General features: G+C 59.7%; 29 protein-coding genes. 16 read left to right on the forward strand and 13 right to left on the reverse strand.

The window, feature by feature from the left end:
• Positions 1 to 16 precede the first annotated feature (16 nt).
• Both ACQZ48_RS18415 and ACQZ48_RS18420 read right to left on the reverse strand, forming a co-directional pair.
• Complete coding sequence (locus tag ACQZ48_RS18415) at positions 17 to 937, reverse strand: methylenetetrahydrofolate reductase (RefSeq protein ID WP_077982087.1); 921 nt, start codon at positions 935 to 937, stop codon at positions 17 to 19.
• Between the two features lie 91 nt (positions 938 to 1,028).
• Positions 1,029 to 1,805, reverse strand: coding sequence for a formyl transferase (locus tag ACQZ48_RS18420; protein ID WP_077982088.1), 777 nt, complete (start codon positions 1,803 to 1,805; stop codon positions 1,029 to 1,031).
• 192 nt (positions 1,806 to 1,997) lie between these two features.
• On the opposite strand from ACQZ48_RS18420, the gene ACQZ48_RS18425 reads away from it, so the two are divergent.
• Both ACQZ48_RS18425 and ACQZ48_RS18430 read left to right on the forward strand, forming a co-directional pair.
• Positions 1,998 to 2,159, forward strand: coding sequence for an entericidin domain-containing protein (locus ACQZ48_RS18425; protein WP_004442283.1), 162 nt, complete (start codon positions 1,998 to 2,000; stop codon positions 2,157 to 2,159).
• Positions 2,160 to 2,264: 105 nt separating this feature from the next.
• Positions 2,265 to 3,029, forward strand: a complete 765-nt coding sequence (locus tag ACQZ48_RS18430; protein ID WP_191218011.1) for a phosphodiester glycosidase family protein — start codon at positions 2,265 to 2,267, stop codon at positions 3,027 to 3,029.
• Positions 3,030 to 3,038: 9 nt separating this feature from the next.
• On the opposite strand, the gene ACQZ48_RS18435 is transcribed toward ACQZ48_RS18430, so the two are convergent.
• Positions 3,039 to 3,389, reverse strand: a complete 351-nt coding sequence (locus ACQZ48_RS18435) for a hypothetical protein (RefSeq protein WP_191217997.1) — start codon at positions 3,387 to 3,389, stop codon at positions 3,039 to 3,041.
• A 270-nt stretch (positions 3,390 to 3,659) separates the two neighbouring features.
• A complete protein-coding gene (locus ACQZ48_RS18440) occupies positions 3,660 to 4,049 on the reverse strand; it encodes a hypothetical protein (protein ID WP_191217998.1) in 390 nt (129 codons plus the stop codon).
• Between ACQZ48_RS18440 and ACQZ48_RS18445 the strand changes: the two genes are divergently transcribed.
• Entirely contained in the window at positions 4,048 to 5,451 is a 1,404-nt protein-coding gene (locus ACQZ48_RS18445) for an L-serine ammonia-lyase (RefSeq protein WP_077982089.1), read from the forward strand. The genes ACQZ48_RS18440 and ACQZ48_RS18445 overlap by 2 nt on opposite strands.
• A gap of 65 nt (positions 5,452 to 5,516) precedes the next feature.
• A complete protein-coding gene (locus ACQZ48_RS18450) occupies positions 5,517 to 5,951 on the forward strand; it encodes a DUF1489 family protein (RefSeq protein WP_191217999.1) in 435 nt (144 codons plus the stop codon).
• 82 nt (positions 5,952 to 6,033) lie between these two features.
• On the opposite strand, the gene ACQZ48_RS18455 is transcribed toward ACQZ48_RS18450, so the two are convergent.
• A complete protein-coding gene (locus ACQZ48_RS18455) occupies positions 6,034 to 6,642 on the reverse strand; it encodes a transglutaminase-like cysteine peptidase (RefSeq protein ID WP_003523403.1) in 609 nt (202 codons plus the stop codon).
• Positions 6,643 to 6,849: 207 nt separating this feature from the next.
• Here ACQZ48_RS18455 and ACQZ48_RS18460 point away from each other — a divergent pair, with 207 nt between their 5' ends.
• A complete protein-coding gene (locus ACQZ48_RS18460; protein ID WP_173989272.1) occupies positions 6,850 to 7,125 on the forward strand; it encodes a hypothetical protein in 276 nt (91 codons plus the stop codon).
• A 213-nt stretch (positions 7,126 to 7,338) separates the two neighbouring features.
• On the opposite strand, the gene ACQZ48_RS18465 is transcribed toward ACQZ48_RS18460, so the two are convergent.
• A complete protein-coding gene (locus ACQZ48_RS18465; RefSeq protein ID WP_077982091.1) occupies positions 7,339 to 7,956 on the reverse strand; it encodes a PilZ domain-containing protein in 618 nt (205 codons plus the stop codon).
• A 183-nt stretch (positions 7,957 to 8,139) separates the two neighbouring features.
• Positions 8,140 to 8,697, reverse strand: a complete 558-nt coding sequence (locus ACQZ48_RS18470) for a PAS domain-containing protein (RefSeq protein ID WP_165691128.1) — start codon at positions 8,695 to 8,697, stop codon at positions 8,140 to 8,142.
• Positions 8,698 to 9,050: 353 nt separating this feature from the next.
• Here ACQZ48_RS18470 and ACQZ48_RS18475 point away from each other — a divergent pair, with 353 nt between their 5' ends.
• Both ACQZ48_RS18475 and ACQZ48_RS18480 read left to right on the forward strand, forming a co-directional pair.
• Complete coding sequence (locus ACQZ48_RS18475) at positions 9,051 to 9,788, forward strand: rhomboid family intramembrane serine protease (RefSeq protein ID WP_142912337.1); 738 nt, start codon at positions 9,051 to 9,053, stop codon at positions 9,786 to 9,788.
• Between the two features lie 153 nt (positions 9,789 to 9,941).
• Positions 9,942 to 10,376 (forward strand): CBS domain-containing protein, encoded by a 435-nt coding sequence (locus ACQZ48_RS18480; RefSeq protein WP_080790547.1) that lies wholly within the window; start codon positions 9,942 to 9,944, stop codon positions 10,374 to 10,376.
• 150 nt (positions 10,377 to 10,526) lie between these two features.
• Here the strand turns inward: ACQZ48_RS18480 and ACQZ48_RS18485 are convergent, their stop codons facing one another.
• From ACQZ48_RS18485 to folE, 3 genes are all read right to left on the reverse strand, one after another.
• Positions 10,527 to 11,468: a patatin-like phospholipase family protein gene (locus tag ACQZ48_RS18485; protein WP_173989270.1), complete on the reverse strand. Its 942-nt coding sequence runs from the start codon at positions 11,466 to 11,468 to the stop codon at positions 10,527 to 10,529.
• A 94-nt stretch (positions 11,469 to 11,562) separates the two neighbouring features.
• Complete coding sequence (gene hisI / locus ACQZ48_RS18490; protein WP_077982096.1) at positions 11,563 to 12,015, reverse strand: phosphoribosyl-AMP cyclohydrolase; 453 nt, start codon at positions 12,013 to 12,015, stop codon at positions 11,563 to 11,565.
• Positions 12,016 to 12,041: 26 nt separating this feature from the next.
• Entirely contained in the window at positions 12,042 to 12,668 is a 627-nt protein-coding gene (folE, locus tag ACQZ48_RS18495; protein ID WP_003495569.1) for a GTP cyclohydrolase I FolE, read from the reverse strand.
• 283 nt (positions 12,669 to 12,951) lie between these two features.
• Here folE and ACQZ48_RS18500 point away from each other — a divergent pair, with 283 nt between their 5' ends.
• From ACQZ48_RS18500 to thrS, 4 genes are all read left to right on the forward strand, one after another.
• A complete protein-coding gene (locus tag ACQZ48_RS18500) occupies positions 12,952 to 13,398 on the forward strand; it encodes an iron-sulfur cluster assembly scaffold protein (protein WP_077982892.1) in 447 nt (148 codons plus the stop codon).
• A 3-nt stretch (positions 13,399 to 13,401) separates the two neighbouring features.
• On the forward strand, positions 13,402 to 13,761 hold the full coding sequence (gene yidD, locus ACQZ48_RS18505; RefSeq protein ID WP_077982097.1) for a membrane protein insertion efficiency factor YidD: 360 nt from the start codon (positions 13,402 to 13,404) through the stop codon (positions 13,759 to 13,761).
• Positions 13,758 to 14,282, forward strand: a complete 525-nt coding sequence (locus tag ACQZ48_RS18510) for a DUF1697 domain-containing protein (protein WP_137410501.1) — start codon at positions 13,758 to 13,760, stop codon at positions 14,280 to 14,282. Before yidD ends, ACQZ48_RS18510 begins: the two co-directional genes overlap by 4 nt.
• Positions 14,283 to 14,408: 126 nt before the next feature.
• Complete coding sequence (gene thrS, locus ACQZ48_RS18515; protein WP_448729160.1) at positions 14,409 to 16,412, forward strand: threonine--tRNA ligase; 2,004 nt, start codon at positions 14,409 to 14,411, stop codon at positions 16,410 to 16,412.
• 208 nt (positions 16,413 to 16,620) lie between these two features.
• Here thrS and ACQZ48_RS18520 read toward each other — a convergent pair whose 3' ends face one another.
• Positions 16,621 to 17,601 (reverse strand): hypothetical protein, encoded by a 981-nt coding sequence (locus ACQZ48_RS18520; protein WP_137410500.1) that lies wholly within the window; start codon positions 17,599 to 17,601, stop codon positions 16,621 to 16,623.
• A 111-nt stretch (positions 17,602 to 17,712) separates the two neighbouring features.
• On the opposite strand from ACQZ48_RS18520, the gene ACQZ48_RS18525 reads away from it, so the two are divergent.
• The 3 genes from ACQZ48_RS18525 to ACQZ48_RS18535 all read left to right on the forward strand — a co-directional run bounded on the left by ACQZ48_RS18525 (position 17,713) and on the right by ACQZ48_RS18535 (position 20,171).
• Positions 17,713 to 18,294, forward strand: coding sequence for a nitroreductase family protein (locus ACQZ48_RS18525; RefSeq protein ID WP_137410499.1), 582 nt, complete (start codon positions 17,713 to 17,715; stop codon positions 18,292 to 18,294).
• Positions 18,294 to 18,905 (forward strand): flavin reductase family protein, encoded by a 612-nt coding sequence (locus ACQZ48_RS18530; RefSeq protein WP_077982102.1) that lies wholly within the window; start codon positions 18,294 to 18,296, stop codon positions 18,903 to 18,905. The genes ACQZ48_RS18525 and ACQZ48_RS18530 overlap by 1 nt, the downstream gene beginning before the upstream one ends.
• 75 nt (positions 18,906 to 18,980) lie before the next feature.
• Positions 18,981 to 20,171: a DUF2336 domain-containing protein gene (locus ACQZ48_RS18535; RefSeq protein ID WP_173989259.1), complete on the forward strand. Its 1,191-nt coding sequence runs from the start codon at positions 18,981 to 18,983 to the stop codon at positions 20,169 to 20,171.
• A 174-nt stretch (positions 20,172 to 20,345) separates the two neighbouring features.
• Here the strand turns inward: ACQZ48_RS18535 and ACQZ48_RS18540 are convergent, their stop codons facing one another.
• Entirely contained in the window at positions 20,346 to 20,765 is a 420-nt protein-coding gene (locus ACQZ48_RS18540; RefSeq protein WP_077982104.1) for a hypothetical protein, read from the reverse strand.
• 106 nt (positions 20,766 to 20,871) lie between these two features.
• Here ACQZ48_RS18540 and ACQZ48_RS18545 point away from each other — a divergent pair, with 106 nt between their 5' ends.
• Positions 20,872 to 21,327: a GNAT family N-acetyltransferase gene (locus ACQZ48_RS18545; protein WP_077982105.1), complete on the forward strand. Its 456-nt coding sequence runs from the start codon at positions 20,872 to 20,874 to the stop codon at positions 21,325 to 21,327.
• A 71-nt stretch (positions 21,328 to 21,398) separates the two neighbouring features.
• Here the strand turns inward: ACQZ48_RS18545 and ACQZ48_RS18550 are convergent, their stop codons facing one another.
• Positions 21,399 to 22,637 (reverse strand): AI-2E family transporter, encoded by a 1,239-nt coding sequence (locus ACQZ48_RS18550; protein ID WP_077982106.1) that lies wholly within the window; start codon positions 22,635 to 22,637, stop codon positions 21,399 to 21,401.
• A 228-nt stretch (positions 22,638 to 22,865) separates the two neighbouring features.
• Here ACQZ48_RS18550 and ACQZ48_RS18555 point away from each other — a divergent pair, with 228 nt between their 5' ends.
• Positions 22,866 to 24,599, forward strand: a complete 1,734-nt coding sequence (locus ACQZ48_RS18555) for an ABC transporter ATP-binding protein (protein WP_077982107.1) — start codon at positions 22,866 to 22,868, stop codon at positions 24,597 to 24,599.
• The last annotated feature ends 3 nt before the right edge of the window (positions 24,600 to 24,602 follow it).

The following is a 24,602-nucleotide window of genomic DNA, read 5'->3' on the forward strand; positions in this document are numbered from 1 at the left end:
TTTTCCCGGAAATGCTTTAGCCAGCCCTTGAATCCGGCGATGCAGAACGGTCCGCTGCGCCGGTTTGCCAGCTTCCACGTTTGACCAGCCAGTCGGCCGAATTCTGCAATCCGCCGAAGGGAAAGACGTGAATTTGCCGTATCGGCCCTTGCGGATTGGCCTGCCAGTGCCGCTCGATCGGCCCGACGATGCTTTCCGGCGAGTGTCCTCTGGCAAGCGTCGTCAGGGAAAGCGCGTTTTTCTTCAGATAGGCAATGGAATTGCCGACGCCGCAGAGTGCTGCATATTTCAAGAGCGTCGTGATTTTGGCCGGGCCGGAAACGCCGATATGCACCGGGAGCTCAATGCCAGACGCGATAAGCCCTTCCGCCCAGGCGATGAAACGGGCGGGATCAAAACCGAACTGCGTGACGATGCGCATGGCGGCGTCGCTTCTTTCCGCAAAATCGCGTTTCAACCGGAGTGCGGCCATTGCCGTGTCGTCGTTGAAGTCCGGGCTGCCTTCGGGGTGGCCGGCGATGGCAATCTGATTTATGCCGCAACGGTCGAAAATGCCGGTGGACAACATGTCCATGCTGGATGCGAAGGGGCCGACCGGCCGTTCGACGCCGCCGCCGACAACCAGAACATCTGTTACGCCCGCTTCTCCGGCAAGCCGTCTGACCTGTTCTACAAACGCCGCGCTTGAAGGGATGCGTCGTGCTGCAAGATGCGGCACCGGTTCGTAACCGAGGTCGCGCAAATGTGCTGCGGCTTCAACGAGCCGTTGCTGCGAGGCTGCTCCGGTGTCGGTGAGATAGACGCGCACGCCCTGCGGAAAAAGGCCAGCAAGGTCGGTTGCGCCAAGCACCTGCGCGGGCGAGGCTTCGATGGAGGCGGGAATGATGGGAGCAGCGGAAATATCGGGCAATTTGTGCGTGATCCTTTTTATTACCATGCACCTATTTCGCGGCGAAGTCTTTGCCTGTTGCGGCAAGACAGGCTTGCATCTGCGACGAAGCTCGCCCCCAATTCATTGACGTGCGGTTTTACCAGATTCGTTTCGTCAGGCCATTCCACAGCCAGGTCCAGATGGTTGGCGGGAAGCGCAGTACCGATTTGCCGGGCGAAGGCGGCTGCGGCGCAAGGCTGCCGGAAAGGGCGTCCTCTATGGCGCTGACGGCGATGTCCACCGAAGCGGCGGTCAAGAGCAGCGGATAGGTGGCAATCGTGTCGGAAGGCGAGGGTTTCAGCCGCTTTTCGTAGAGCGTGGCGCCGGTATCCACACCCTTGTCGACCAGATGCACGGTCGCGCCGAAATTGCCGCGGTCCCTTTCCACCAGTGCCCAGTAACCGCCCATCTGGCCACGATATGCGGGGTTGATGCCGGCGTGGAAATTGATGACCGGGCATTGCAGGGCTTGCAGCGTGGCTGGCGTCAGCAGGCGGCAGGAAATGGTGAAGATCGCCGCCGGTTTCAGCAGATTGGCGGCGTTGCGGCATTCTTCATCGTTGAGCGAGGCGAATTGCGTGACGGGAAGGCTGTGGTGGAGATCGGCGGAAAGACCGTGTTCGGCGATGATCTCAGCGCTTCTACGCACCGTGAAGCGTTTGCCGAGCCGTGAGGCGATCATCGTCGCCATCTGGCCTGCGGCGATTATCCAGCCCAGTCGGCGCGCACGCCGCCGGAAAATCACCGACTTGCTTTCCGGCTGTTCCATGAAAACATGGATATCGGGAAATCGTGTCGCCAGCGCATTGATCATGACATTGGGGTTTGCGCCCCCGGCCGTCATCACCAGAAGCCGATTGTTGATGTCAGTCATATCACCCACGGGATTTTCCTAAGCCATGATCCAGATGCCGAGTTTCACGCGTGAACTTCAAAACCATGTTAATTTTCATCGACGGGATTTTTTGAAATGCCGCTGGAACCGTTTTTTCGGACTCACGTTATTGTGACGCATATCACATCGGCGCTTGCCTTTGGACGGCAAGTCATAGGGGAGTAGTTTCACATGATTACACGTATTCTTTCGACCGTTTTCGTGGCCTTGCTGACCGTTGTCACCCTGAGTTCCTGCGGCAACACCATTCGCGGCATGGGCCGGGATACGGCAAACGCCGTTGACGCGACGCAGGATGCCGGCCGCAGCGTGGACCGCGCAGCGCGCCGTTAATCGACTCCCCTCCCGGAAAGGCGTTGCCTGAAAACCAGGGCGGCGCCTTTTCTTTGACCGAATTTCCCTGCGAATGTTCGCCTGATGAGAATCAAAGGGGCGGGCATGATTTTATCGATGAAGAAACTGGCGCAGTTGCTGCTGCCGTTGCTTTTGCCATTTTCCGCGCAGGCCGGCGGGCAGGCGGATTTCTGCAAGGCCATCGACCATGCGGGTGGGCGCTATATCGTCTGCAGTTTCGATCCGGCGAAGAACACCATCCGTATTTATGATCGCGACCATATCTCCGGGCAGGGATATCGGAGTTTCGCCGATCTTTCTTCAGCCCTGTGGCGCCAGCATATGTTCAGCATCTTCGCCATGAACGGCGGCATGTATCATTCCGACTATTCGCCGGTCGGCCTCTACATTGAAAATGGGGTGGAGCGCTCATCGATCAGCACGCGGGGCGGCTGGGGTAATTTTCACCTTCTGCCGAACGGTGTGTTTTATCTGAAGGGGGACAAGGCTGGCGTATTGGAAACCGGGGCCTATCTGGCGGCGGATCCGAAACCGGATTTCGCCACGCAATCCGGGCCGATGCTCGTCATAGACGGCGCGCTGCATCCGCGCTTTCTGCCCGATAGCGACAGTCTGAAGCGGCGCAACGGCGTCGGCGTTTCCCGCGACGGCATGGTGCATTTCGCGATTTCGGAAAATACCGTGCGATTTTACGATTTCGCCACGCTGTTCAGGGATGTGCTGGATGCGCCGAACGCGCTCTATCTCGACGGCACGATCTCAAGCGTCGATATTCCCGCGATGAAAAGGCGGGACTCGCTCTTTCCGATGGGGCCGATTATCGCTGTTGTAGACAGGGTGCCGGACTAGGCGGGCCGATCAGATCGGCGCCTTGGGATAGGCTTTTTCGAGACCGGCCGATGCCGTCAACCCCTTGCGGAAGGCGATATAGGCGGGGTGCTGGCTGGCCCTTGCGGTTTCGGTGATGCGAATCTGCAGCCGGGCAGGGGCATTGCCGCCAAGCCATTCGCCCGCCGTTTCCAGTTTCAGGCTGTTGAGGATACGGGCATTGGCCTGCCGGTCGAGATAAAGATTGAGGCCGGCCAGCAGGTTTTCGTCCTGCAGGGCGTTTTCCATCAACAGCAGCACCCAGGCTTTATCCTCACTGCCAAGCGAAGTGAGTTTCGACGCGACCGTTTCGCGATCAGGAAAGGAGGATGCCTGCTGCATGGAAAGACTCGCATCGTTGTCGTTGCCATCGTCGATAAAGCAGCAATCGCGGCCTTTCAAGACTCGGCGCTTCGGCAAAAGAAATTCGACTCTAAGGTGTTTTACCGCATGAGTTTTCAACAGGTGTTTGTGGGAAAGCTTTAAATAACGGTTACACTTTAGCCTAAATTGCGGCGATCGCCAAAATGGCGCTTAAACACACATCGCGCTAACACCTTGTTTTTTCACATACCTATGCATACCGCGAATGGCAGCCTGTCAAAAACGCCTTCATTTAGCCGCTTTTTGCATTTGCCTTCGCCGCCGGATTTTAATAAATGCTTGGCTCAACGGGCCGGGTCTTGAAGATCCCCCGGAGAGTGAATAGCTGGAGTAATCATGGAAGAAACCGCTCAGAAATCCTGCTGGGGCGTCACTTTGCGCGCACTTGCAGGCTTTGCCGCTTTTCTCGCATTGACATACATTTTTGGCAGCCCATAAGCACTTCTCCTGAATGACGGGTTTTGAAACGGCGCGGTTTTCCTCTGGAAACCGTGCTGTTTTCGTTTCCGCGACGCTCATGTCGCAGCTGCGCAAACCGCTGACGCTCTTTTGTGGCGATCCGTTGCCGCTTTGGATATGATGGTGGAGGAATCCATTCTTATTCAGGGCGAACTTCATGTTTCTTTCGGTCTTTGACGTCTTCAAGATCGGTATCGGTCCTTCGAGCTCCCATACGATGGGGCCGATGACGGCGGCTAACCGCTTTCTGGCGCTGATCCTTAGCGATGAGTGGCCGCGGCCGGCAGGCGCGGCCGTTGCGCAGCTGAAGGTCAGCCTGCACGGTTCGCTCGCCTTTACCGGCATTGGCCACGGTACCGGGCGTGCCGTCATCCTCGGCCTGACCGGCGAGCGGCCGGACCTTGTCGATCCCGATGCCATGGATGCGATCATCGACACGGTAGAAAAGGCGGGCACGGTCACACCGCCCGGTCACCCGTCCTATCTGTTCCATCCGGCCGAGGATCTGGTCTTCGACAAGAAGAACCCGCTGCCCGGCCACGCCAACGGCATGACTTTTTCCGCCTTCGACAATCAGGGCAGGCTTCTCATCAAGCGCATCTATTATTCCGTCGGCGGCGGTTTCGTCGTGACCGATACGGAACTGGAGGCGATCAAGCAGCGCGGCAAGTCCATCGATAACGGTCCGCGCGTGCCTTATCCCTTCGGGACGGCGCGGGAAATGCTGGATATGGCGGCCCGTTCCGGCCGCACCATCGCCCAGATGAAGCGCGCCAACGAGGAGACGGTGGTTTCCCGCGAAGAACTGAACGAGCGTCTCGACCAGATCTGGGAAGCTATGAATGGCTGCATCGAGCGCGGTCTGAAAGTGGATGGCATCATGCCTGGCGGTCTGAAGGTGCGCCGCCGCGCCCGCTCCATTTACGAAAAGCTGAATGCGGAATGGCGCAGCAACCGGCTGAACCCGGTCATGGCCAATGACTGGCTGAGCGTCTACGCCATGGCCGTGAACGAGGAAAACGCCGCCGGCGGCCGTGTGGTGACCGCGCCGACCAATGGTGCGGCTGGTGTCGTTCCGGCCACCGTCAGATATTTCCGGCATTTCCATGAGGATGCGACGATTGACGACGTGCGGGACTTCCTGCTGACGGCCGCCGCCATCGGCGGCATCATCAAGCACAATGCCTCGATATCGGGCGCGGAAGTGGGCTGTCAGGGCGAAGTCGGATCGGCTGCGGCCATGGCGGCGGCGGGTCTTGCCGCGGTCATGGGCGGATCGCCCGAACAGGTGGAGAATGCCGCAGAGATCGCGCTCGAACATCACCTTGGCATGACCTGCGATCCGATCGCGGGCCTCGTGCAGGTGCCGTGCATCGAGCGCAACGCGCTTGGCGCCGTCAAGGCGGTAACAGCGGCTTCGCTGGCGCTGAAGGGTGACGGCCAGCATTTCGTGCCGCTCGATGCCTGCATCGAGACCATGCGCCAGACCGGCAACGACATGAGCGAGAAATACAAGGAAACCTCCACCGGCGGCCTCGCCGTCAACGTTGTGGAGTGCTGAGCGGGCAGGGCGGCAGGCGTCGTGCAGATGCTTGACGCCCGTCGCAAAAAGGCATTGATAGAGGCATGCCTCTACATCTCATCAAACTTTGCGTTGGCGCGGATTCGATCCAGGACTTGCGAGACTGGGTCGCGCACCGCGCGCTGACAGCAATTGCCGCTGGCCTTGAGCCGCATAGCGTCCACACCACCCGGATGATCCCAAAGCGCGTCGAGGAACTGCTGGAAGGCGGCTCTCTCTACTGGGTCATCAAGGGACAGGTGCAGGCGCGGCAGACACTTCTCGATATCCGCTCCTTCAAGGGCGAAGACGGTATTTCCCGCTGCGATCTCATTCTCGGCCCAGAGGTCATCGAAACCTCACCCGCGCCGAAGCGCCCGTTTCAGGGCTGGCGTTACCTGAAGGATGACGAGGCGCCACGCGATCTCGGCGGCGGCACGGGCGGCGAGGACATGCCTTCCGATCTCAGGCGGGAACTGGCGGAGCTTGGGTTGCTCTGACGCTTAACGGATTTGAACATGAAAAAGCCGGCATCCTTGCGGAGCCGACTTTTTCGTTTGGGGAGACAGGTCGTTTGTTGGTTCAGTTGATGCCGCCGACCGCAGTGGTGGCACGACCATCCTGAATTTTCACCCAGCGGCCGGGATTGGCGGTGTCCTGGCGCTTCAGATAGGTATATTCGGTTTCCGACCAGTTCATGACCTTGTTGCGCATGTTGTCGAGAACAAAATCGCCACGATCGGTGCGGACGGTCAGAACGGCATGGCCTTCGCCATTCGGCTGCAGAACCACGGTGATCAGGAGGTTGGAGGCGGAGAAGCCCTTGTTCATCAGCATCTTGCGCTTCAGGAGCACGAAGTCTTCGCAGTCGCCGACCGTGGTGGGATAGGCCCAGCGTTCTTCGACGCCATAGATTTCCATGTCGGTCATCGGCGTGATGGTGGTGTTGACGGTGTAGTTGACGTCGAGCATCGTCTTCCAGCGCTCTTCGGTCAGCTTCATCGGGCCGTTGTCCAGCGAGGTCGGCTGGCATTCGCTCTGATAGGTCTGGCAGAATTCATAGTGGCCGATCGGCGGGTTGGCTTTGCCGATGACGCGCATGACGGCGGCCGGCGAGGCGCTTGCCTGATGCGCGAAGGCGCTGACGATGAATGCGATCAGAGTGAAAACGAAACGGTTGTTCTTGTTCATTGCTTGTCTCCCCGTGGTGAGGAGACATTCGCAGGTATATTTTGACCCGGCGGAAATTTGCGAAGCGCAATTTGAGCTTAAATTTCAGCAAATTAGCCGTTGTTTTGAACTGTATTTGAACTAGTTTTTATGCGTGTTTGAAGCAAATTTTATTACAATTTTACGCGTCTTGGCCTTAGGCTTTTGGTAGCCATCTAGACCGCTGTATTGACAGCGATTTTCCGCATCCTGCGGTTTTCATGGCGGCGCGCGGCCGGTTCACGGCGCTCAAGGAAGTGGTGGATTTCCCGTTTCGGGATGGCTGTTTCAGGCTGGGACAGGCCGGAAAAAGCGGCAAAAAAACTTCAAAAAAACTGCATTTTTTCCGGAAAAAAGTTTTGCGGAGCGCTTTTCGTCCCAGTTCGCGCGGCGGCTGACCTGAGCGAGGGCGCTAAATGGTTCGCGGCGCTGTCTCGGATCAGAGCCGGCGCGGTCATGGCGTGAAAGTGGAGGTTCGGCGGCGAGAAGCAGAGAATGGAGTGTCGGACGCCATGAGCGATGTGTGATCGTGACGCTGCCGCGAAGGGCAGAGCATAGACCGCCACACCGCGATCAGGGAATCTTCTCAATTATGAGACGATGGGGCGAGCGCAACGCGCGCTGAAGACGCCGCCGTATTCTTACGGGCGCAAAACCTGCCGCGTTCGATGGAACGTCCTAGAGAAATTCAATCAGCGCATCGGGCGATTGCACCCGGTCGAATTCGACCGCGACGCCTTCCATGAAGTGGCGCACGATCTTGCCGCTCATATTCTTGCCGAGCTGGACCCGGCTTCCGAGCGGCGGCCGGTTTTCGATCTCAATGGCCGCACCTGACAGGGAAAGGTCGATCAGCCGGCAGGCGACGAGCACGCCGTCTTCCAGAACGAGCTGTGCCTTGGCGTTACGCGGCGTCAGACGGTCGTGGCGGCGGTCTTCCGGCAGGCCGAGCAATTGACGCTTGGCGATCCAGGCGAGCTGCGCGGCGAGTTTTTCCCGCTTGCGCTCCGGCGCGTTGATGGCGATGAGGAATCCGGATGCGATGAGTGATGTCACCGTGCCTTCGATCCGACCGATATGCTGGAGATAGGCGATGACGCGATCACCGCGGCGGGCAATTCCTGGGCAGGTGAACTGCGCCCTTTCGGCAGTCATCTCGGTTGCGGTGCAATCATATTCTTCATGATCGGGCAACATCAGGCGGCCGGTGAAGGACACACGGACGGCGTCGTCGAGGTGAGCTTCCTCAACCGGACGCAGGATTTGGGCGGTGTTGGCCGAACGAGACGAAAACATGGGCAGCGCAATTGTAATGAATGATGACGGTAAGTTTCTACCTTGCGCGAGTTAACAGACTGTATTGTTTAATCTCTACAATTGTTCTGATCGGCAATATCGTTACAGTTCTGACGTATTTTTTTGAGATTCGGGTGCTGCCGGACCTCTCCTGGAGGGGCGGGGAGCGTTGGAACAGGTCCGTCAGCGGCTTTCGGCGCGCGGTGTATCGGCGGCCATCCCATTCACCGGATACCCTGCCGGCGCGATGTCCAGGAGCAGAAGGCGGCTGCTCTTTATGGACAGGCACTGGATGGGCGCGGCGAATTCGTGTCGCGGCCGCTCCGCAAGCAGCGCCCCGAGCAGCCTTGGGGCGGCGTCGGGATCGGTGCGCAGCGGCAGGAGCAGCATTTCGAATGCCAGCGGCGCCGCGCCATAGCTATCCTCCGCCTCGACATCGAAGACCACGGGTAACTGGTGGTGCAGGATGCCGCGCGCGACGCGGCAGGGGAAGACGGCGTTCGCCGGCTGCCATAACTCCGAAAACGGGCGATCCCGCAATTCCCGGCCGAACAGGTCGCAAAGACGTGTACCGGCAAGGCGGAAAAACGGGGTGTTCTCTCCCTTGTCCGTGAGGATAAAAAGATCGCCGAGGTGATGTTTCAGCTTTGCGGGATCGATGTCCTCGCGTCGCGGGGCCGATCGCTTGCCGCGCAGTTCATCCCAATAAGCGTATATCTCCAGTCCGGCCATGCTCTTCATAGCATCTCTCCATGTTCGTTTTTGGGACATCATGTCCATCCGAACGTCTGTATCTGGAGGTCTAGCGATTTTCGTGCCAAGTGGATTTATTAAGGTTAACAAAGGGTTGATATTGCCCGGTGGCGATAGTCGTGGCATCGGAACGGCCATGTCGGGGAAAGCTCCGTCAGCACAATTCGATGGCGTCGCCTGTTATTTCAAGGCGGGCCCGCAAGCCGGACCGTCTGCGGCCCGGCGTCCTTGCCGATAGCGGTTGGGCGTCGCGCGCTTCGAAGGCGGGACGGCTTTTTTTTCGTTCGGGCTTCCTATATTGCTCGGGGAACGCAAAATTCGACCAAGACAGGGATGGGATCATGTCCTACGGGGACGGCGAACAGCCGCCGGTTTCGGAAACGCCGGAGCCGAAAGACGACACGAACAATCCCGTCTTCAACTTGCCGTCGCTGCTGGTCGGCATTCTGGCCGCGCTGATCGTCGCTTATGTCGTTCCCGCCTATCTTCTTTCGGAGGAAGGCAATGGCTGGTTTATCTTCACCTTCGGCTTCATTCCGCTGCGTTATGCGGTGCCGTTTTCCCAGCAGGGTCTGGAATGGCTCTGGACGCCGGTGACCTATTCTTTCCTGCATGGCGGCATCGAGCATATTCTCTTTAACGGCCTGTGGCTGATGGCCTTTGGCGCGCCGGTTCTGCGCCGGATCGGAACAGTGCGCTTCGTGCTGTTATGGTGCATTTCCGCCGCCGTTTCCGCCTTCGGCCATGCGGCGCTGAACTGGGGCGATGTGACGGTGCTGATCGGGGCGTCCGGGGTCGTTTCGGCGCTGATGGGGGCGGCCTGCCGCTTCGCTTTTCCTGCGCGCGGTGGATATAGCGCCTCCTTCGGGCATCTGATGCCGAGACAGAGCATTCTCGGGGCGCTTTCCAACCGCACCGTGCTGATCTTCACGCTGATGTGGCTGTTCGGCAATGTGCTGATTGCGGTCGGCGTGCCGCTGTTCGGCGATGTCGGCAGCAAAATCGCCTGGGACGCGCATGTCTTTGGCTTTCTGCTCGGCTTCCTGTTCTTCGGGCTTTTCGATCGGCGACTGGTCTGAGCCGATCACACTCCTTGTCGGCCGTGGCGCAAATTTGCTTTCGCGCGTCCCATCCGGGATTGCATTCATGCGGGCCTCAGCGCACCATATCCATGATTTGCAACCGCCGGAGGAGACTGCGGCGCTGCGGGTCGCTGCAAAGAGGAGGAAGGCATGGCAACATTCGTAAAGGATCTTCTCGACCGCAAGGGCCGGGACGTCGTGACTGTCGGTCCGGAGGTCAGCATCGGTGAGGCGGCGGGAACGCTGCACGCTCACAAGATCGGTTCCGTCGTCGTGACAGACGCCGATGGCGTCGTTCTCGGCATCTTCACGGAGCGCGATCTCGTAAAGGCTGTGGCGGGCAAGGGCGCCGCCTCCCTCCAGCAATCCGTGTCGGTGGCCATGACCAAGAATGTCATTCGCTGCCAGCATAATTCCACCACCGATCAGCTGATGGAAATCATGACCGGCGGACGCTTCAGGCATGTGCCGGTTGAAGAAAATGGCCGCCTTGCCGGCATCATTTCCATCGGTGACGTGGTGAAGGCGCGGATTGGCGAGATCGAAGCCGAAGCGGAGCAAATCAAGGCCTATATTGCCGGGTGATTTCGTTCGCGACGCGAATCACGTCCCTCATTCCTGTGCTCGCCACAGGAATCTAGTCAGCCCAAGTCCTTGGGCTGAAAGGAGTCCCTCCGCCAAGCAGATGCGTCGGCTGGATTCGTGTGGCAAGCATAGGAATGAGGGTCTCGCGCATCAGCGCCGGAATGCCTGCTGCATGCGCTCCAGTTCCGGAATGCGGGAGCGTGTTTCCTCATATCCCCGGTCGATGGCTTCGCTGGCGCGATGGAATTCCGAGAGGCCGATATCGTTGATGCGCGGATGCAGCATCAGATCGGGCGGATCGCCCGCCAGGCGCGAGCGCGAAATCCTGTCCTGAATGATGTTGAAGGCCTGCACCATGACGCCCGGCAGGCCGGGACGCGGCGGGCTTTCCACAGCCGGCGCAACGCCGCCATGCGATGGCGACGCGGAGTGCTTGACCACGGCGGAGCGGCCGAAAAGATCGTAATTCAGATTGACCGCGACGACCAGCGCCTGCTCATAGGCCCGGCAGACCGAAACCGGTACGGGATTGACGAGCGCGCCGTCGATCAGCGTGCGGCCGTTGCACTGCACGGGTTCGAAAATGCCCGGCAGCGCATAGGAAGAGCGCAGCGCGGTGACGAGATCGCCCTGGTGAATCCAGACCTCGTGGCCGGTGCGCAGTTCCGTCGCGACCGCGATGAAGGGATGGTCGAGGTTTTCGACGCGCAGGCCTTCCAGATGTTCCTGCATGCGCTTGGTCAGCCGCATGCCGCCGAAGAGCCCGCCGCCGCCGATGGTAAGATCGAGCAGGCCGGCAATGCGGCGCATCGTCAGCGAGCGGGCAAATTCTTCCAGCTCATCGAGCTTGCCGGCGAGATAACAACCACCGACCAGCGCGCCGATCGAGGTGCCGGCGATCATGCCGATCTTCACGCCTGCCTCATCCAGCGCCCGTAGGACGCCGATATGGGCCCAGCCGCGCGCAGCCCCGCCGCCAAGCGCGAGCGCTATGCGGTGCTTGTCGACGATCTGGGTGACCGGCGGTTCGTTGCCGAAGGATTCGGGATTGCCAGCCGAAAGTTGATTGTGACGATTTCCCCATCCCAACATGACTGCACTCCCTGCCAGTTCCGTCAGGCTCCGTCCTATCCCCGGAACCCGCTATATTGGTAGCAAATTGGTGCGGCCGATGGAAGGTAGCCGTTCAAGTTGCGGAATAGGTGGTCGCCGGATCGAAATGGCGGGTATCGTCGGTGATCTTCGTCACCGCCTGGCCGTCGGAGAGTTCGACTTTGCGATAAAAGCAGGAGCGGCGGCCGGTGTGGCAGGTCGCGTCATGGCCGGCGACGGAGACCTTCAGCCACACGGCGTCCTGATCGCAATCGGTGCGGAATTCCTTCACCGTCTGCAGGTTGCCGGAGGTCTCGCCCTTCTTCCAGATTTTGTCGCGCGAGCGGCTGTAGTAGTGGGCAATGCCGGTTTCGAGCGTCAGCGACAAAGCTTCAGCGTTCATATGGGCAACCATCAGCAATTCGCCGTCACGCGCATCGGTGACCACGGCGGTAACGAGGCCGTGAGCATCGAATTTCGGCGAGAACAGGCCTGCGTTTTCGAGCACTTCCTTGTCCGCAGGCGCGGATGGAAAGGGAATGGACATGGTAACCCCGGAAAATGGCGGAACGACTAGCGGTTCCGCACCATGGTCATGAAGCGCACCTGCTCGGCCGGATCGTTCTTGAACGTGCCGGTGAAGCTGGTGGTCAGCGTCGTGGACCCCTGCTTGTTGACGCCGCGCATGGACATGCACATATGTTCGGCGTCGATCATCACGGCCACGCCGCGCGGTTTCAGCGTTTCTTCGATCGATCTTGCGATCTGCGCGGTCATGTTTTCCTGCGTCTGCAGGCGGCGGCCGAAGATTTCGACGACACGGGCGATCTTCGACAGGCCGAGCACGCGGCCAGCCGGAAGATAGGCGACATGCGCCTTACCGACGATCGGCACCATATGGTGCTCGCAATGGGAGAAGAACGGGATGTCGCGCACCAGCACCACATCGTCATAACCGCCGACTTCCTCGAAGGTCGTGCCAAGCACGTCCTGAACATTCAGCTCATAACCGGCAAAAAGCTCGCGATAGGCCTTGGCGACGCGCTTCGGCGTATCCAGAAGTCCTTCGCGGGCGGGATTTTCTCCTGCCCAGCGCAAAAGAACGCGCACTGCTTCTTCCGCTTCGGCCTGGCTTGGGCGAGCTTCTGCCACGTCGGGTTTTGCGCCAGCGCCGGGGAAATTCTTCACGATCGCATCCATTCCGTCTCTCCCGATGCGGGTAAAGGCCGCACCTGAATTCGTTTTTCATCGCGAACTCATGTTCGCAGTTGCTGCTATCTGGTTGTTTTACAGCATTTTGGCAAGACCGGTGCTGTTATTTCGGTATCGGAGCCGTTAATTTCATCACGGCTTGATGTCCAGAAAGCTCGTTAGCATATAATGAGAATGAAGGGCAGGAAAGCTTCACTGCGACAAACGCTGTGTTTGAAAAATCTGACCTGTCCTGTTTTTGGGCATTCTTGAGCGCGCCGGGCACCTGACGATGGACGATATCTACAACAATCGCATTCTGGACTTCGCCGGGAATATTCCACTGACGGGAATTCTCGAGGATGCCGATGCGAGTGCTGAAAAACACTCGCGACTATGCGGCTCTAAACTCAAGGTCTATCTGAAGGTTGAAGAAGGCATAGTGACGGCTTTTTCGCACGAAGTCCGTGCATGTGCACTGGGGCAGGCCTCGGCCTCCATCATGGCGCATCACATTGTCGGGGCTTCCAGCGGCGAAATCCGGCAGGCGCGGGAAGACATGCTCGTCATGCTGAAACAGGACGGTGAGGGGCCGACGGGTCGTTTTGAGGACATGCGAGTGCTTTTGCCCGTCCGGGATTTCAAGGCCCGCCACGCCTCCACCATGCTGACCTTCGAAGCGGTGGTCGATGCGCTCGACCAGATTGAGGGGCGGCCTGCTCTGAACGTTGCGGGTTAGGCGATGTGTGGCGAACCGGGCTGCCGGCACCAGCAGACAGCGGAAAAAGCGAGCCGATCCCGCAATTGGGCGGGCAGCTTCGCCAAAACGCCGGGGCGGCTTCTGGGCGTGGGTTTCATCCGGCTTTATCAGCTGACGCTATCCGGCTTCATTGGAAATTCCTGCCGCCATATCCCCACCTGTTCCGAATATGGCTATGAGGCGATTGCCCGCCACGGGCTGTGGGCCGGCGGGTGGATGACGCTGTTTCGCGTGGCGCGCTGCGGCCCGGGCGGCACCAGCGGGCTGGACCCGGTGCCGGAAACGCTCGGCAGCACGCGGCGCTGGTGGGCGCCGTGGCGTTACTGGAGCCTGCATCGATGAATGATTATGTTGCCCTGCTGCACAGTATCGTGCTCGGCCCCGGCAAGCGGCTCATCATGGCCGATCTCAGGGCATTGGCGGAACAGCTGGGGTTTACCGACTGCAAGACGCTTGTCGCGACCGGAAATCTGGTTTTTCGCGCCGAGATGGCACCTGTTCGCGAGATCGAGGACAGGCTGGAGCGCGCCTTCGAAAAGCGTTTCGGTAAACATGTCGATATTCTCGTTCGCGCGGGCGACGACTGGCTGAAACTGGCGGCGGATAATCCGTTTCCGCAAGGCAATCCGCCGGATGTCTGCGTGAGGGTCATGCGGGCGCCGTTGGACCACAGCGTCCTCGAATTGCTGGAGAAATATCGGGGCAGGGAGAAGATCACGCTTGCCGGTGGCGATCTATGGATCGATTTTTGCGGCAAACCGAGCGAGAGCCGGCTGTTGCCTGTCCTGACCACCAAAAGGCTTGGTGTCGGCACGACCCGTAACGCCAATACGGTCAATGGCCTTGCGGAAATGCTTCGCTGAAGCACCCTTCACCTTTGACTGCAATGGCAAAAGCCTTTATCAGCCTGCGTGCCGGCCTGTTGCGGGCAAATCATTATTCCAACACCACCCGCATTCGTTGGCGGGACTGGACAGGAGCACGAGACGATGTCTGAAGCCATTTCCCTTACATTTCCCGATGGATCCGTGCGCAGCTACCCCGCCGGTACGACCGGCCGTGAGGTCGCCGAATCCATCTCCAAATCGCTTGCCAAGAAGGCCGTCGCCATTGCGCTTGATGGCACCGTGCGCGATTTGTCCGAGACCATCACCGATGGCAAAATCGAGATCGTCACGCGCGACGACAAGCGCGCGCTGGAGCTCATCCGCCACGATGCCGCCCACGTCATGGCCGAGGCCGTGCAGGAACTGTGGCCCGGCACGCAGGTGACGATCGGCCCTGTTATCGAGAACGGCTTTTATTACGACTTTGCCAAGAACGAGCCTTTCACGCCGGAAGATCTGCCGAAGATCGAAAAGCGCATGAAGGAAATCATTCTGCGCAACAAACCGTTTACCCGCGAGGTCTGGTCGCGCGAGAAGGCCAAGGAAGTTTTTGCCGCCAAGGGTGAGAACTACAAGGTCGAGCTGGTCGACGCCATTCCTGAAGGCCAGGACCTGAAAATCTATTATCAGGGCGACTGGTTCGATCTTTGCCGCGGTCCGCATATGGCCTCCACGGGACAGATTGGCACGGCCTTCAAGCTGATGAAGGTGGCCGGCGCCTATTGGCGTGGTGACAGCAACAATGCGATGCTGTCGCGCATCTATGGCACCGCCTGGGCGACCCAGGAAGAGCTGGATAATTATCTGCACGTTCTGGCCGAAGCCGAAAAGCGCGACCACCGCCGCCTCGGCCGCGAGATGGACCTGTTCCATTTCCAGGAAGAAGGTCCGGGCGTCGTGTTCTGGCACGGCAAGGGCTGGCGCATGTTCCAGACGCTGACGGCGTATATGCGCCGGCGGCTTGCTAACACCTATCAGGAAGTCAACGCGCCGCAGATTCTGGACAAGTCGTTGTGGGAGACTTCAGGTCACTGGGGCTGGTATCAGGAAAACATGTTCGCGGTGAAATCCGCCCATGCCTTCACCCATCCCGATGACGAGGAAGCCGACCAGCGTGTCTTTGCGCTCAAGCCGATGAACTGCCCGGGTCACGTGCAGATCTTCAAACATGGCTTGAAGTCTTACCGCGAAATGCCCGTCCGCCTTGCGGAATTTGGTAATGTGCATCGCTACGAGGCTTCCGGCGCCCTACATGGCCTGATGCGCGTTCGCGGCTTTACGCAGGACGATGCGCATGTCTTCTGCACGGAAGAGCAGATGGCGGCGGAATGCCTGCGCATCAACGACCTCATCCTCTCGGTCTACGAGGATTTCGGTTTCAGCGAAGTTGTCGTCAAGCTCTCCACGCGCCCTGAAAAGCGCGTCGGTTCCGACGATCTCTGGGATCGCGCCGAGAGCGTGATGATGGAGGTTCTGAAGACCATCGAGGAACAGTCCGAAGGCCGCATCAAGACCGGCATCCTGCCGGGCGAGGGCGCATTCTACGGGCCGAAGTTCGAATATACGCTGAAGGATGCCATCGGCCGTGAGTGGCAGTGCGGCACGACGCAGGTGGACTTCAATCTGCCTGAACGTTTTGGTGCCTTCTATATCGACCAGAACTCGGAGAAGACGCAGCCTGTCATGATCCATCGCGCCATCTGCGGTTCGATGGAGCGTTTCCTCGGCATTCTGATCGAGAACTTCGCCGGTCACATGCCCTTGTGGTTCGCCCCGCTGCAGGTGGTAGTCGCGACGATCACCTCGGATGCCGATGATTACGGCCGCGAAGTCGCCGAAGCGCTGCGCGAAGCGGGCATGGCGGTCGAGACCGATTTCCGCAACGAGAAGATCAATTACAAGGTCCGCGAGCATTCGGTGACCAAGGTTCCGGTCATCATCGTTTGCGGCCGTAAGGAAGCGGAAGAGCGCACCGTCAACATCCGTCGTCTCGGTTCGCAGAACCAGACGTCGTTGTCGCTCGAGGAGGCGATCACCAGCCTCGTGGACGAGGCGACGCCGCCGGATATAAAGCGCAAGCTTGCGGCGAAGAAGCAGGTTGCTTGACAAATAACGACGGCCTCTTCGGGGGCCGTTTTTGTTTGCGGGGTAAGGGACGCTTAAAGCTCTCTGAAGTCATCCTCGGGCTTGACCCGAGGATCCACGGTCTGGCGCGGGGAATGGATCCTCGGGTCAAGCCCGAGGAGGACGTGGAGGGTGGTGGGTCGTTCCTCACAATCTCGCCTCCGACGAGACGATGAATGTGAAATGTCGGCTACTCAAAATCCCCGGACATCTCTTCCGGCGCCTGGTCCTTCATCAGCACTTCCACGTCCGAATCCCGGCCGGAGGTCACCTTGAAATTGCGCTGGTAGACCTTGTCCTTGTTGCGGGCGATGGCGGTATATTCGCCTTCGGCAAGAACCATGGTCGAAAAGGCGCTGACACTTTCGTTGACAACGTCGCCGCCGCCGTTCAGCACCGACCAGGCCGTATCGGCAATGGCTTCGCCGCCCGGTTCTGAGACCAGCTTGAGGGTGATCTGCGCGGCCTGATGCTGCAGGGTCGCTTCCGTCAGCTTGCCGGCTTCCACCTGGATGTCGGCGCGCACCACCGCGTTGACATTGCCGTATTCCGAAACCACGTGATAGGTCCCCGCGTTCAGCCGCACGATGGTATTGGGCTTGATATCGGCCATGACGAGGCCGCGTTCGCCGTCGGAGCGGACGTCTGAGGAATAGACGGAAAATTTGAGCTGGTTGCCGGAAATCTGCTTGTCGGAACCCGCAACCGCATTCAGTACGAAGCCGCCGGCATCGAGAATCAGCACCTGTTTCTGCACGTTGCCTGAAGTCGGGACATTGAGCTTTTTGGTGACGCCCGCGCGCCCGAAGGCGACGTTGACCAAATATTCGCCCGGCACCAGATGAAATTCGGCGGAGCCGCCTTCCGAGCTTGCCAGCATCGGCAATTTGCCGTCAGCGCCGGGAATGGGGCTGAATACGCGCCATGACAGGCCTTCCTTCACCGCTTCGCCTTCGCTGGTCAGCTTGGCTTCCATGGCGATGTCACGGGCGGCGCTTTCCGGGGCGTTGGGCGCCGTTGGGGCGGTGAAAGCATTGAGCTTCGGCATTTTCGGCGTGCCGCCGAGCTGCTTGAAGTCTTTGAAGGCGTCCTGCGAAAAAGCGGCTTGTGATAAAAGGCCAAGCGCGGCACATGCAATGGTCAGACGTGCCGCGATTTTGATTGCCGACATTTTCGATACCGATTGACTTCTTGATTTTCCCGGATCACTTCAAAACCAATGCCGTGGCTATTTCAAGGCCCAATGTTTTTGCGATGACAGCAGAATGGAAGATTTTTAATCATGACCAGTGATATCAAGCTCCTCGACTATCTCAAGGTTCGCCGTTCCACCCCGGCCCTGCAACTTGCCGAGCCGGGGCCTTCTAAGACTGAAATCGAGGAAATCCTGCGTCTTGCCGTGCGTGTGCCCGACCATGGCAAGCTGGCCCCCTGGCGTTTCGTCGTTTATCGCGGCGAGGAGCGCGTGCGTCTCGGTGAGACGGCGCTCAGGATCGCGCTTGAAAAGAACCCGGAACTGGACCTGCAGCAGCAGGAAGCGGAACGGACACGCTTCACCCGCGCGCCCGTCGTTATCGCCGTTATCAGCACCGCAAAGCCGCATTTCAAAATCCCGGAATGGGAGCAGGTCATGTCCGCCGGTGCTGTGTGCCTCAACCTCATCTTCGCCGCCAATGCCAGCGGTTTTGCAGCGAACTGGCTGACCGAATGGCTTGCTTTCGATTCCGCATTTCTTACGGAAATCGAGGTCGGCGCGGAAGAGAAAGTGGCCGGGTTCATTCATATCGGCTCGACGACATTCCCGCCGGTGGAGCGGCCGCGGCCGGAGCTTGCCGATGTCGTCACCTGGGTCGGGGACGTTTGATGTTCTACACCACGGACACCAATCAGCACGGCCTGCCGCATGATCCGTTCAAGGCTATCGTCGCGCCGCGTCCGATCGGCTGGATCGGCTCGAAGGGCAGCGACGGTTCTCTCAACCTCTCGCCCTATTCCTTCTTCAATGCGATTTCGGACCGGCCAAAGCTTGTGATGTTCTCCTCCAGCGGCAGGAAGGACAGCCTGCGCAACGTCGAGGAAACCGGCGTCTTCACCGCCAATCTCGTCAGCCGCCATCTGGTGGACCGGATGAATGCGTCTTCGGCGCCCGTCGGTTATGATGTCGACGAATTCGCCCTTGCCGGTCTCACTGCCGTCGACGGGCGGGTGGTGGATGCGCCTTTCGTCGGCGAGGCGCTGGCGGTTCTGGAGTGCCGCGTGACCCAGATACAGCAGCTTACGGACGTCGAGGGCCAGCCAGCGGATTCGTGGATGGTGATCGGGCAGGTCATGGCGATCCATATCGATGAAACGATCATTCGCGACGGCCGCATCGATATGGGGCTGTCGCGACCCGTGGCACGAATGGGCTATATGGACTACTGCGATGGCGGCAGCGATGTATTCCAGCTGCAGCGCCCCTCTACCGCGCCGTAAATATAGCCCTTCTTCGGCGGCGGTTAATTTTTATGGTGAACCAAACGTAAACCATTTGCGCCTAGAGTTTTATACATGGTGGCGGCGATGATGCCGTCATCCATTGTTGCGAATGTTTTCGAGGCTCAGGTGATCGTACAGGCATTTCTTCGCTGGTCTGAAAAGGCTGGATCGACCGAGCGGGCGAAGGCCGCCAATGCGCTCGGCCGTGCCTATCTTCAGTCCGACATGGCGCGCGAGAACCGCGATGCCGCCTATATGGCGATGACCTATCTGCTTGACGATCCTTCGCCGCGTGTGCGGCTGGCGCTTGCCGAAGCGCTTGCCGACGCCCATGACGCACCGCGCGCCATTCTCGTTTCACTCGCCGAAGACCAGCCGGAAATCGCCTGCACCGTCATTGCCCGTTCACCGGTTCTCGGTGAGGCCGACCTGGTTGATCTGGCCGGGCGCGGCGAAAGCCTGACGCGCGCGCTCATTGCGGCACGGCCTGGCCTGCCGCGCGGTGTTTGCGCAGCGCTTGCCGAAGTGGGCGAACTGCCGGAAACCATCATCCTGCTCGAAAACGACGATGCCTTTATCACGCCGTTTTCGCTCAGGCGCATCGCCGAGCGTCATGGCTCGGACGCCGATATTCGCGACCTCCTGCTTCGCCGCGAGGCGCTGCCCGCCGATGCGCGTCACCTGTTGGTGGGCCGCATCAGCGAAGCTCTCGCAGGCTCCGCGCTCGTTCACGCGATGATCGCGCGAAACCGCGCCGACAGCGTTTTCCGCGAGGCGGAAGATTCCGCCACCATCCTTATCGCATCAAACGTTTCCTCGCCGGAGCTGCCGGCGCTGGTGGAGCATCTGCGCCAGCGGCTGGAGCTGACGCCCGCGCTGCTCATCCATGCCGTCTGTTCGGGACGCCTGGAATTCTTCACGGCGGCCATGGTCAATCTCTCCGGTCTCGATGACCGCAAGGTGCGCGCCATTCTGGCGACCGGGCGGCCGCATGCGTTGAAGGCGCTATTCCAGTCGGTCGGTCTTTTCGGCGATGTTGTCGACGTCTTTATCGAGGCGACGCTGCTGTGGCGCCGCGCTGCCCGATCGCAGCTTGCCGATGTGGCGGCCTCAGTCTCGGCGGAACTGCTGGCGCATTTCCGCGACGTCAACGGTTCCGAAACGCTGTTCGAATTGCTGCATGCCGTGCGCAAACTTGCCATTGCGGAAGAGCGGCAAAAGGCGCGGTATTACGCGGAAGCGCTTTCGCTCGAGGCGGCGTGAGATTCGTGATGTTTCCGGGCAGGAGAATCCCCACACTCTCATTCCTGTGCTTGTCACAGGAATCCAGCCGACGCGCGTCTGCGCGGCGAAAAGACTCGCTCTAAGCCCTAAGGACTTGGGCTGGCTAGATTCCTGTGACAAGCACAAGAATGAGGGAAGATCGGTTCCTAGCAATCACTTATCGAACCGCTTTGCGATCCACGAATAGCTGTTCTCAACCATCCTCACCGGCGTGCCCAGGAGATGCTTTATGCCTTCCGTGGAAGGCAGGATACGGCTGACACGGCTGATTGCCTGTTTTGTGAGGCTTTCCTCCTCCTTCGGCGTAACCGCTGCCGTTGCCTGCGGGGCAGTGGCCGGCGCAGTGGCTGGAGGTTGCGTACCGGCCGTCTGCGGCGCCTGTTCGCCCGGTGTCTGGCACACGGCTACCACGACAGGGTAGGGCGCGTTGGCGTAACGCTCCAGCTCCTTTTCCGACACGGCGTCGCACAGTTCGATGCTCGTCCAGCGCTGCTGCGAGGTGGCGAGGTAATGGCAATCGGTGGCGCTGTCGTCGCAGCCAAGGAAGGTCATGAGAACGAGGGCTGTTTTCATGGGGTGTGTTGCCTCTGTCGGGAATTATGCTCTAGAAACTCATCTATCCCGATTGCAGTGACATTACGACGAAATACGCATTTTTACAGAGAAGGCAGGCATCGCATTGGCCACCGAAATCAAGCTTGAAACACCGAGGCAGGATGCGGTTCTGCGCCTCATCGACCTTTCCAACGCCTATATGGCCTCGCTTTATCCCGCCGAAAGCAATCATCTGGTCGATATCGGCCAGCTTGAGCAGGACAATGTTTCGTTTTTCGTGGCGCGGCACGATGGCCGCGTGGTCGGCTGTGGCGCGCTGGTGGAGGCGGGTGACGGCACGGCGGAGATCAAGCGCATGTTCGTCGATCCCGAGGCGCGGGGATTGCGGATCGGCAAGCTGATCATGGATGCGCTTCTTGCGCGCGGCGCCGAGCTTGGCCTTTCCGCCATTCGCCTCGAGACCGGCATCAGCCAGCCGGAGGCGATCGGTCTTTACCGCAAGGCGGGGTTCGTGGAGATCGAGGCCTTTGCGCCTTATAAGCCGGATCCGCTCAGCCTGTTCATGGAGAAGGCGCTTTAAGACTACGGCGCCAGTTTGCCGAGACCCTGCCGCGATCTAATCACGGAGGCGCCTGCCGCAGACTTCAACGATCAAAACGCCGCTTTCCGAAACGCGGTCGTTTGCTCGCTATCCTCTTCGAGCGCGGCAACCTCATCAACCGAATCGTCCTCTGTCGGCGGCGGTGGCGGAGCCTCGGGGATCGCGGCGGCGGACAGTTCCACCTCGCGCACCCATTCGCGCCAGATTGCCACCAGAAGCGCCATCAGCACCGGGCCGATGAAGAGGCCGAGGAAGCCCATGGTCTTGACGCCGCCGACGAGGCCGAAAAAGGTGGGTAGGAAGGGCAGCTTGATCGGGCCGCCGACGAGTTTCGGGCGGATGGTCTTGTCGACGATGAAGAGCTCCACCGAACCCCACACGAACAGCGCCAACCCGTGGGCGGGCGAGCCGCTGGCGACCAGATAGATCGACACCAGCGTAAACGAGAGCGGCGCACCGCCCGGAATGAGCGCCATGACGCCGGTGAGCACGCCGAGCGTGACGGGTGAGGGCACACCGGCGATCCAGTAGGCGATGCCGAGGATGATGCCTTCGCCGATGGCGATCAGCGTCATGCCGGTGACCGTGGAGCTGATGGTGGCTGGCACGACGCGGGAAATGCGTTCCCATCGCGTCGGCAGGATGCGTTCGCCCACCAGATCGACCTGCCGGGTGAAGCCTGCGCCGTTACGGTAGACGAAGAACAGCGCGATCAGCATGAACAGCAGGGTCAGAACCAGATGAAACGCGCCGTTGCCGGCGGCGAGGATCGCCCGATAGATATTGCCGATATTCGCGCCGCTGACGAGCTGGATGAGTTCGCCGATGGCGCCCGGCGTGCCGATATATTTCACCCATTGTTCGCCAAGCCAGGGGCCGACGGCGGGAAGGGCGGCGATCCAGCCCGGCACGGGTGCACCCGTCTTGTTGACATGCACCGCCCAGCCGAACCATTCGCGGATTTCGCTTGCCGTATAGGAGGCGGCGATGAAGATCGGCACGACGAGGAAGGCGAGGATGAGGATGATGGCGATGGTGGCGCCGAGCGTGGTGTTGCCGCCCACCTGCCGCAGAAGCCGGGTGTAAACCGGCCAGCTGGCGAAACCGATGACGAGAGCGGCGAGAACGGGAACGAGGAAGCCATGGAAGAAATAAATGCCGGCAAGAGCGACGAGAACGAGAAGCCAGCGCGCAGCCGAGATGGGCGGGATCAGGGCGATCCGCGTCGGGCTGGCAGGACCAAGCCATCTCGGTTCGCCACTGGGCTTACGGCTGTCAATGTTACTCACGGCAGGCTCTTTCTCGCATTCTCCCCGAAGGGTGCATTCACTCTGTCACACCGATACATATAAGTGCAATATAACCCGATCACATTACCGTTGTGTGTTTATTGCCGAACCTATTGAACGATTTTGGTAAAAATAGAACATCGGTCTTGGCGCGCGCATTGAAATATGACAATTAAACTCCGTTTTTCTGCGGCATCACGTCGCCGCGCCCGATCGTCAGGTCATGCCATGCTCCGCCGTTTCTTCGCCTATTATCGCCCCTATCGCGGTCTGTTCATTCTCGATTTTTCCTGCGCGGTTTTGTCGGGCGTGCTCGAACTCGGTTTTCCGATGGCGGTGAAGGCCTTTGTGGATGTGCTGCTGCCGGGCGGTGAATGGGCCATCATCCTTGCCGCTTCGGTCGGGCTGCTGCTTATCTATGTGCTGAATACCGGGCTGATGGCGACCGTCACCTACTGGGGACACATGCTCGGCATCAATATCGAGACCGACATGCGGCGGCTGGCTTTCGATCATCTGCAGAAGCTTTCCTTCCGTTATTTCGACAACCAGAAGACCGGCCATCTGGTCGGGCGGCTGACCAAGGACCTCGAAGAGATCGGCGAGGTGGCCCACCACGGCCCCGAAGACCTTTTCATCGCCATCATGACCTTCATTGGCGCGTTCCTTTTGATGCTGTCGGTGAATGTGCCGCTGGCGCTCATCACCGCCGCCGTCGTGCCCGTTACCGCCTGGGTGACCAGCCGTTACGGCGGCCGCATGACGCAGAATTTTCGCGCGCTTTACGGCCGTGTTGGGGATTTCAATGCCCGTATCGAGGAAAATGTCGGCGGCATGCGGGTGGTGCAGGCCTTCGCCAATGAGGATCACGAGCGGACGCTGTTCGAGAAGGACAATCAGAAATACCGTCGCACCAAGCTCGACGCCTACAAGATCATGGCGGCCAGCACCTCGCTCAGCTATATGAGCATGCGCCTGACGCAGATGATCGTGATGATCTGCGGTGCATGGTTCGTGCTGACGGGCGATCTCACGGAAGGCGGCTTCGTCGGCTTCCTGCTGCTGGTGGGCGTGTTTTTCCGGCCGGTGGAAAAGATCAATTCGGTCATCGAGACCTATCCGAAGGGCATTGCCGGTTTCCGCCGCTTTACCGAACTTCTGGACACCGCGCCCGATATCGTCGATGCGCCCGATGCGGTGGAAGCGCCCTTGCTGCGCGGCGATATCGAATATCGCCATGTCGGTTTCGGTTATGCCGAGGGCAAGACGGTTCTTACCAATATCGACCTGAAGATCAGCGCCGGCGAGACTGTTGCCTTCGTCGGTCCTTCGGGGGCGGGCAAGACGACGCTGTGCTCGCTTTTGCCGCGCTTTTACGATGTGACGAGCGGTGCGATCACCATTGACGGCATCGATATCAGAAAGATGAAGCTCGCCTCGCTGCGCAACCAGATCGGCATCGTGCAGCAGGATGTTTTCCTGTTCGGCGGTACGATCCGCGAGAATATCGAATATGGACGGCTTGGCGCTTCGGATGCGGAGATCATGGAGGCGGCGCGGCGCGCCCGTCTTGATGGTGTCATCGAGGCCATGTCGCTCGGGCTTGACACCGTTATCGGCGAACGCGGCGTCAAACTGTCCGGTGGGCAGAAACAGCGTCTCGCCATTGCCCGCATGTTCCTCAAGAACCCGCCGATCCTCATTCTCGACGAGGCCACCTCGGCGCTCGACACGGAAACCGAGCGCGCCATCCAGCAATCGCTGACCGAGCTTGCCAAGGGCCGCACCACGCTCGTCATCGCCCACCGGCTGGCGACAATCCGCGATGCCTCGCGCATTGTGGTGGTGGACCAGAGCGGTATTGCCGAAACCGGCGCGCATGCCGAACTCTTGGCTGCCAAGGGCCATTATAGCCGTCTGCATGAGGCGCAGTTCAGCGGGCATCTTGCTGGCCTCAGCTGAGTC

This window comes from Agrobacterium sp. 22-209-1, assembly GCF_053522485.1.

What these genes read in the sequence shown, in the direction of transcription:
- ACQZ48_RS18415 (WP_077982087.1), bottom strand. Translation starts at nt 937, where the DNA reads ATGGTAATAAAAAGGATCACGCACAAATTGCCCGATATTTCCGCTGCT.
- ACQZ48_RS18420 (WP_077982088.1), bottom strand. Translation starts at nt 1,805, where the DNA reads ATGACTGACATCAACAATCGGCTTCTGGTGATGACGGCCGGGGGCGCA.
- ACQZ48_RS18425 (WP_004442283.1), top strand. Translation starts at nt 1,998, where the DNA reads ATGATTACACGTATTCTTTCGACCGTTTTCGTGGCCTTGCTGACCGTT.
- ACQZ48_RS18430 (WP_191218011.1), top strand. Translation starts at nt 2,265, where the DNA reads ATGATTTTATCGATGAAGAAACTGGCGCAGTTGCTGCTGCCGTTGCTT.
- ACQZ48_RS18435 (WP_191217997.1), bottom strand. Translation starts at nt 3,389, where the DNA reads ATGCAGCAGGCATCCTCCTTTCCTGATCGCGAAACGGTCGCGTCGAAA.
- ACQZ48_RS18445 (WP_077982089.1), top strand. Translation starts at nt 4,048, where the DNA reads ATGTTTCTTTCGGTCTTTGACGTCTTCAAGATCGGTATCGGTCCTTCG.
- ACQZ48_RS18440 (WP_191217998.1), bottom strand. Translation starts at nt 4,049, where the DNA reads ATGAAGTTCGCCCTGAATAAGAATGGATTCCTCCACCATCATATCCAA.
- ACQZ48_RS18450 (WP_191217999.1), top strand. Translation starts at nt 5,517, where the DNA reads ATGCCTCTACATCTCATCAAACTTTGCGTTGGCGCGGATTCGATCCAG.
- ACQZ48_RS18455 (WP_003523403.1), bottom strand. Translation starts at nt 6,642, where the DNA reads ATGAACAAGAACAACCGTTTCGTTTTCACTCTGATCGCATTCATCGTC.
- ACQZ48_RS18465 (WP_077982091.1), bottom strand. Translation starts at nt 7,956, where the DNA reads ATGTTTTCGTCTCGTTCGGCCAACACCGCCCAAATCCTGCGTCCGGTT.
- ACQZ48_RS18470 (WP_165691128.1), bottom strand. Translation starts at nt 8,697, where the DNA reads ATGAAGAGCATGGCCGGACTGGAGATATACGCTTATTGGGATGAACTG.
- ACQZ48_RS18475 (WP_142912337.1), top strand. Translation starts at nt 9,051, where the DNA reads ATGTCCTACGGGGACGGCGAACAGCCGCCGGTTTCGGAAACGCCGGAG.
- ACQZ48_RS18480 (WP_080790547.1), top strand. Translation starts at nt 9,942, where the DNA reads ATGGCAACATTCGTAAAGGATCTTCTCGACCGCAAGGGCCGGGACGTC.
- ACQZ48_RS18485 (WP_173989270.1), bottom strand. Translation starts at nt 11,468, where the DNA reads ATGTTGGGATGGGGAAATCGTCACAATCAACTTTCGGCTGGCAATCCC.
- hisI (WP_077982096.1), bottom strand. Translation starts at nt 12,015, where the DNA reads ATGTCCATTCCCTTTCCATCCGCGCCTGCGGACAAGGAAGTGCTCGAA.
- folE (WP_003495569.1), bottom strand. Translation starts at nt 12,668, where the DNA reads ATGGATGCGATCGTGAAGAATTTCCCCGGCGCTGGCGCAAAACCCGAC.
- ACQZ48_RS18500 (WP_077982892.1), top strand. Translation starts at nt 12,952, where the DNA reads ATGGACGATATCTACAACAATCGCATTCTGGACTTCGCCGGGAATATT.
- yidD (WP_077982097.1), top strand. Translation starts at nt 13,402, where the DNA reads ATGTGTGGCGAACCGGGCTGCCGGCACCAGCAGACAGCGGAAAAAGCG.
- ACQZ48_RS18510 (WP_137410501.1), top strand. Translation starts at nt 13,758, where the DNA reads ATGAATGATTATGTTGCCCTGCTGCACAGTATCGTGCTCGGCCCCGGC.
- thrS (WP_448729160.1), top strand. Translation starts at nt 14,409, where the DNA reads ATGTCTGAAGCCATTTCCCTTACATTTCCCGATGGATCCGTGCGCAGC.
- ACQZ48_RS18520 (WP_137410500.1), bottom strand. Translation starts at nt 17,601, where the DNA reads ATGTCGGCAATCAAAATCGCGGCACGTCTGACCATTGCATGTGCCGCG.
- ACQZ48_RS18525 (WP_137410499.1), top strand. Translation starts at nt 17,713, where the DNA reads ATGACCAGTGATATCAAGCTCCTCGACTATCTCAAGGTTCGCCGTTCC.
- ACQZ48_RS18530 (WP_077982102.1), top strand. Translation starts at nt 18,294, where the DNA reads ATGTTCTACACCACGGACACCAATCAGCACGGCCTGCCGCATGATCCG.
- ACQZ48_RS18535 (WP_173989259.1), top strand. Translation starts at nt 18,981, where the DNA reads ATGGTGGCGGCGATGATGCCGTCATCCATTGTTGCGAATGTTTTCGAG.
- ACQZ48_RS18540 (WP_077982104.1), bottom strand. Translation starts at nt 20,765, where the DNA reads ATGAAAACAGCCCTCGTTCTCATGACCTTCCTTGGCTGCGACGACAGC.
- ACQZ48_RS18555 (WP_077982107.1), top strand. Translation starts at nt 22,866, where the DNA reads ATGCTCCGCCGTTTCTTCGCCTATTATCGCCCCTATCGCGGTCTGTTC.